Genomic DNA, 5,583 nt, shown 5'->3' with positions numbered 1-5,583 from the left:
CTCGAAGCCGGTCCCCGCGGCGAGCCAGCCGTCTTCGGTCACGGCGCCCGTCGCTACGCCCGCGGTGCGGACCTGCTCGGTCACCGTGAGGATCGCCGGATCGAGAACCTCCACGCCGGCCGTGATTCCGTGTTCCAGCGGATGCAATCCCGTGAACATCGACATGTGCGCTTGCGGCGTCGACGTCGCGGCGGCGACGCAATTGTCGAACACCGTGCCGCCGCGCTCGAACTCCTTGGCGAGAATGGGTGCGGTATCGCGAAAGTATCCGTAGGTCGGCAAGTGGCGGGCGCTCAACGTATCGACGGACAGAAGGACGACGTTGGGCGTCGATCGATCCGCCTTCCGCGGAACCCGGATCGTCGGATTCGCCCACACCGGCAGCGAGAATTGCTCGGAGGTAAGTGGGGACAGCTTCGACCGGAAGACGAGAGACACGTTTTTGCCGACGTATGCATCGAGGGCGACTGACGCGTCCCGCCAGCTCCGATCCGATTCTCGTGCTGGATCCATGTTGGTTTCGTAGAGCTGCGTGCACGCCTGGTCTCCGCAGGCTTCCACTACGAACTGCACGGGCCCCTGGTGCCAGCTCGGCTCGAGCACCCCGGTTGCGAGCTCGAGCCTCGCATCCTTTGGAATCCGCACCGGCGCGGTCCGCAGCGAGATTTGCGGTCCCCAGTCGATCGCCGTGGCCATGACCACCAGCTGTATCGTGTGGCCTGTCGTGGCTGCGGGGAGCCGAAGATCGACGGTCGCATGCGGCGCGCCTTCTCGGGTCTCCAGTTTCACGATGCGAGGGTCGAGATCCGTCCATTGCGCGCCGACCTGGACGCGCGGCATCAGGAGGAGATGCGAGGATCCCGCGAACACTTCGTCGGCACGCACGGTCTCGTGAACCGCGCCGGTCGGTGAAACTTGGAGATGCTGCCGCAGCATCAGTATGCCGCTCGCCGGTGCCGCCAGGACCAGACGGGTATCGTCCGCGATCGGAACCCGCGGAAACCCGGCCGTTCCCGCATCGCTCGCCGGCGAAGACGTCGTGCCTGGGAGCGGCACTGGCCCGCGCCCGAAATCGGCGATCATTCGGGCGCGGTGCCCGGGATCGACGAGTCGCTCGGAATGGCCTTGCGGCGTCGAACCTCGACAGCCGATCGTGCATGCCAAGAACATCAACAGCGTCGTGCTGGAGCGGCGGAAGCCGATCGGACGGCGAAGCCGTCCATCGGCTCGCGTGTCGCCACGTGCTCGTGTGGCTGTAGGCATGCGGAAGCCTCTTCTGCCCACAACCCGACGCCCCTGCAACCGATCGTGCCGGACGGGCCGCGGAAAGCTCCTGCGCGACTCTGGATTCCGGCGCCGGTCGCGGCTAGTCGCAGGAGAGGGATTCGTTCCCGGGCAAGGAAAGCGATGCAGCCACGTGACATCGAAGACATGTACGCCACGGAAGCCACGCATTGGTGGTTCTCGGGCAAACGTCTCCTCATGCGCCGCCTGCTCGGGGAGCGACTGCGACGACCGGGACTGCGGATCTTGGACGTCGGCTGCGGCGCCGGCGCCACGGCCGTCGACTTCAGCGCCGATGGCCGAGTGTGCGCCTGCGATCGTAGCCTCCACGCGCTGCGCTTCGTGGGCGAGCGCGGTATCGCTACCCGGGTGGCTGCGGATGCGGCGGGCCTACCGTTCCGCGACGGTGCATTCGACGTCGTTCTCGCCCTCGATGTCTTGGAGCACGTGACCGACGACGCCGGATTCCTGCGCGAGCTCGGCCGTGTGCTCGCTCCGGGCGGTGCGCTGGCGATCCACGTTCCCGCGTGGCCTTCGCTCTGGAGCCGTCACGACGAGGTGCTGGAGCACAAACGGCGCTACACGAGACGGACCTTGAAGGCGCTCCTCCGTGATTCTCCGCTGCAGATCGCCTACCTGGGGTGGGCGAGTTGTGCGATCTTTCCCGTCACGGTCGCAATCCGTTTGGCGCGCCGACTTACCAACGCGGAGTCCGAAGGGGCCGACCTCGGCGTCGTTCCCGCGTGGCTCAATCGGCTGCTCACGGGCGTCTATCGGGTCGAGTCCTCGCTGGCGGTTTACACCGGCTTGCCGTTCGGCGTTTCGCTGGCGGTGATAGCGATCTGTCCTGAATGATGCGCGATCCCGAGCTTTCGCCTTTGGCGTCGGGCGTGTACAAGCCGTCCGACCGCGCGAGCATTCGCAACTTCTGAGCACGAGACGATCTTCCTGCGATCCTCAATCATCAAGCGGCGGTTCATGTGGCGCGCTCTGACCCGGCTCTGCATCGGCGCGCTGGGCGCGACTGCCGCCGTCGTGGCGATGCTCGACTGGCTCACGGCTGCGGCGATTCCGCCACCGCCCACCACGCTGGACATCGCACGGAACATGCCCGGGCGCCTCTCCGAGGCGGCGCGCGCGTTCGTCCCCGGCGGAATGAGAATCGTCGTCATGGGCGACTCGACCGTGGTGGCCTATGAGCAGGGGCGGACGGTCGTCGATCGCCTCGATCAGACGCTGCGAGCATCGAGCGCGCAGCGGGTCCGCGTCGATAGTCTCGCCGCGCTCGGCATGTCGGCGTTCGAATACTACCCGTTGGCGCGGCGAATCGCCGATGCACGGCCGGATGCGGCGGTGCTGGCGTTCAACCTACAGTGGCTTTCTCGGCGCTGGCGCGACAGTCTCGCCCGTCCGGAGATGCTGGCGCTCCTCCGGCCGCGAGAGTTGCCGCAAGCGATCTCGGAGCCGCTCTATTGGTGGAACGTCACCTTCGATCGCCTGCTCCTCTACGTGACGCTTTGGCAGGTGGGCGCACTCGAACCCTGGCACGCCTACCGCGTCGAGCAGGTGCGAACCGGCAACGGACTGGACGCGCTCCGGGGCGCCGCTCAGAGACGCTGGGAGGGGCTTCCGGCGGATTCGAAAGTCACCGGGATGCCCCCGATCCCGCTGGCGTTTGCCGAAGGGAGATCTGATCGGCTGAACGCCAAAGTGCTCCGCGATTTGTACGAGCCGGCGCTCGATGGGGTTCACGCAGATCATCCCCCCCTCGAGCTGTTCGCGGCGATCCTGGAGGAGTTTGCCGACAAGCGCATCCCGATCCTCGTGTATCTGACCCCGGTGAACGTGGAGTGGATGCGCAAGGTCGGGATCCTCGACGAACAAGGACTGGCGCGGACGGTTCACACGCTGCGGACCGTCTGCGGTGCGCACGGTGCGGTGTTGCTGGACCTCCACGCCCTGCTGCCCGACGCCGGATTTCGGGACGGCGGGGGGCACTTCGCAACCGATCAGCCAGGGGATGGTCCGCTGCTGGTGGCGCAGCAGGTGGCGCCCGTCATTCGGGATCTTCTCTCATCGGCGGGAGCGTCTTCGGATGCTGTTCAATAGCTTCACGTTCGCATCCTTCTTCATCGTAGTCTTGGGCGTTTTCTGGTCGCTTCCCAAGCCGATGCGCGCTGGATGGTTGCTCGTATCCAGTCTCGTCTTTTACGCAGCATGGATCCCACAGTACGTATTGTTGCTCCTGCTGATGATCCTCGTGAACTATGGGCTGCTTCTCGGCGTCGTGCGTACCGCTCATGCGCGGCTCTACCTCGCGATCTCGCTGATTCTTAGCCTGGGGACACTCGCGTACTTCAAGTACGCCGACTTCCTGGTCTCTTCGTCAGCCCACATTCTCGATCGCCTCGGTGTCTCGGTGCAGCCTCCGGGCGTGCTCCTGCCGCTCGGAATCTCATTCGTGACGTTCATGATGATGGGCTTAGCGATCGATGCCTATCGACACCGGGGCATCCACGCGCGCTCGTTCTCCGAGTATGCGCTTTTCGTCACGTTCTTCCCGCACCTGATCGCCGGACCGATCCTGCGAGGCTCGGAGTTGATTCCGCAGCTACGCAGTGGCGGATATCTCGATCGAGGACGCGCCCATCGGGCGCTCTGGCTGATTACGGCGGGCTTGAGCAAGAAGGTCGTGTTTGCCGACACGCTGCTCGCTCCGTACGCGAACGCGGTCTTTACTTCGCCCGGCTTCGCCCCGGCTCCGGATCACCTGCTGGCAATGTACTCGTTCGCTTTCCAGATCTATTTCGACTTTTCCGGATATACGGACATCGGCCGGGGCTGTGCGTTGCTCCTTGGCTACGAGCTCCCGATGAACTTTCGCGAGCCGTACCTCGCCCGCGATCCGAGTGAATTTTGGCGTCGCTGGCACATGACGCTGTCGCAATGGCTCCGCGACTATCTGTATGTGTCGCTCGGCGGAAATCGCGTTCATCCGGCCCGGGTGTATATCAATTTGTTCTTGACCATGCTGCTGGGCGGACTCTGGCATGGTGCGGGATGGAACTTTCTGATCTGGGGCGGATTGCACGGACTGTTGCTGGTCGCCCATCGGATGGTGGGCGGAAGCCGCCAGGACCCCGAGCGCCCGCTCGCGGTGACTGACATCGTGCGCATCGTACTTCTCTTCAACGTGATCTGCGTGCTGTGGGTGTTCTTTCGCGCACCGACCTTCGGGGAGGCGACGACGTTCTTGCTCCAGCTCGTCGCTGGACCCTGGCGTAGCCCCTGGCCGATCTTTCAGTGCGCGGTCATCGCGGTGTGCGTAGGGCTCCACTGGTGCGAACGCGCGATCCGGGAGAATCAGACGCGTCTCCAGGCCTGGACCGCGACCGGGGTGCCCGCTGCCATCGAGAGCTTCGCGATCGGCCTTGCGGTGGGAGTCGTACTGCTCCTCGGCGGCTTCGGCGGGGAGTTCATCTACTTCCAGTTCTAACGGAGCTCGCTCCGAGCTTTCCGACGAGGAAGCTAGAACTCTGTGTAGATGAACTGCACGGGAACATCCGGGGAAAACAGGAAACAAAGAAATATCAATGAGATGTACAAGACGGCCTTGAGGCATATACGCAGTATCGTCATCGTCATCGTCACGCCTACGCTGGTGGCAAGAGGAGCATTTTGCAGATTACGCGTGTTGCGGTCACCGCATTGAGAACAAAATACATCCATCCGATCACGACGACGTGAAACGTGAACACGGTGGCAACTGCCTGGCGCGTTCGTGGAAAGACGTGGTGTAGGGTGGGGAAGGTTCGATCTCTCCAGCGGCTGTAGGTTCTCTGAATGCAAATGGCGACTCCGTGATAGAAGCCCCAGGCGACGAAATGCAATGCGGCGCCATGCCACAGCCCGCAGAGGCTCATGGACACGATGGTGTTGACGTTTGTTCTTCGTTCTCCGCGGCGATTCCCGCCGAGGGGAATGTACAAATAGTCCGTGATCCATGACGTCAGAGACATGTGCCAGTTCCGCCAAAATTCGCGGATATTGGGCCGCAGGTATGGCCAATTGAAGTTCTCTTCGACCTTGAAGCCAAGCAGTTTGGCGCTGCCGATGGCAATGTCGGAGTATCCGGAGAAGTCTGCGTAGATCTGCACCGCATAGCCGTACGCTGCCAACCACAGAATCCCGGGATCGTACTGGAGGGGATCCTGCCAGACGGGCGCGGTCAGGCGGGCAACCGAATCCGCGACGATGAGCTTTTTCGACAAGCCGAAGAGAATCCGCTCCAGCCCGTCG

5 protein-coding genes are annotated in these 5,583 nt (G+C 63.6%); 3 read left to right on the top strand and 2 right to left on the bottom strand.

Going from position 1 to position 5,583, the window contains the following annotated elements:
• Window positions 1-1,302, bottom strand: a 1,302-nt coding sequence (locus IT293_18590) for a sulfatase-like hydrolase/transferase (GenBank protein ID MCC6766671.1), incomplete at its 3' end; no start/stop codon positions are given.
• 6 nt (window positions 1,303-1,308) lie between these two features.
• Here IT293_18590 and IT293_18585 point away from each other — a divergent pair.
• The 3 genes from IT293_18585 to IT293_18575 all read left to right on the top strand — a co-directional run bounded on the left by IT293_18585 (window position 1,309) and on the right by IT293_18575 (window position 4,780).
• Complete coding sequence (locus IT293_18585) at window positions 1,309-2,139, top strand: methyltransferase domain-containing protein (protein ID MCC6766670.1); 831 nt, start codon at window positions 1,309-1,311, stop codon at window positions 2,137-2,139.
• Between the two features lie 123 nt (window positions 2,140-2,262).
• Entirely contained in the window at window positions 2,263-3,393 is a 1,131-nt protein-coding gene (locus tag IT293_18580; GenBank protein MCC6766669.1) for a hypothetical protein, read from the top strand.
• A complete protein-coding gene (locus IT293_18575) occupies window positions 3,380-4,780 on the top strand; it encodes an MBOAT family protein (GenBank protein MCC6766668.1) in 1,401 nt (466 codons plus the stop codon). Before IT293_18580 ends, IT293_18575 begins: the two co-directional genes overlap by 14 nt.
• 157 nt (window positions 4,781-4,937) lie before the next feature.
• Here IT293_18575 and IT293_18570 read toward each other — a convergent pair.
• Window positions 4,938-5,583, bottom strand: a 646-nt coding sequence (locus IT293_18570; GenBank protein ID MCC6766667.1) for an MBOAT family protein, incomplete at its 5' end; no start/stop codon positions are given.

It is taken from the genome of Deltaproteobacteria bacterium (assembly GCA_020848745.1).
Classification (GTDB): domain Bacteria; phylum Desulfobacterota; class Binatia; order UTPRO1; family UTPRO1; genus UTPRO1.
This window is presented reverse-complemented; position numbering and strand designations above follow the sequence as displayed.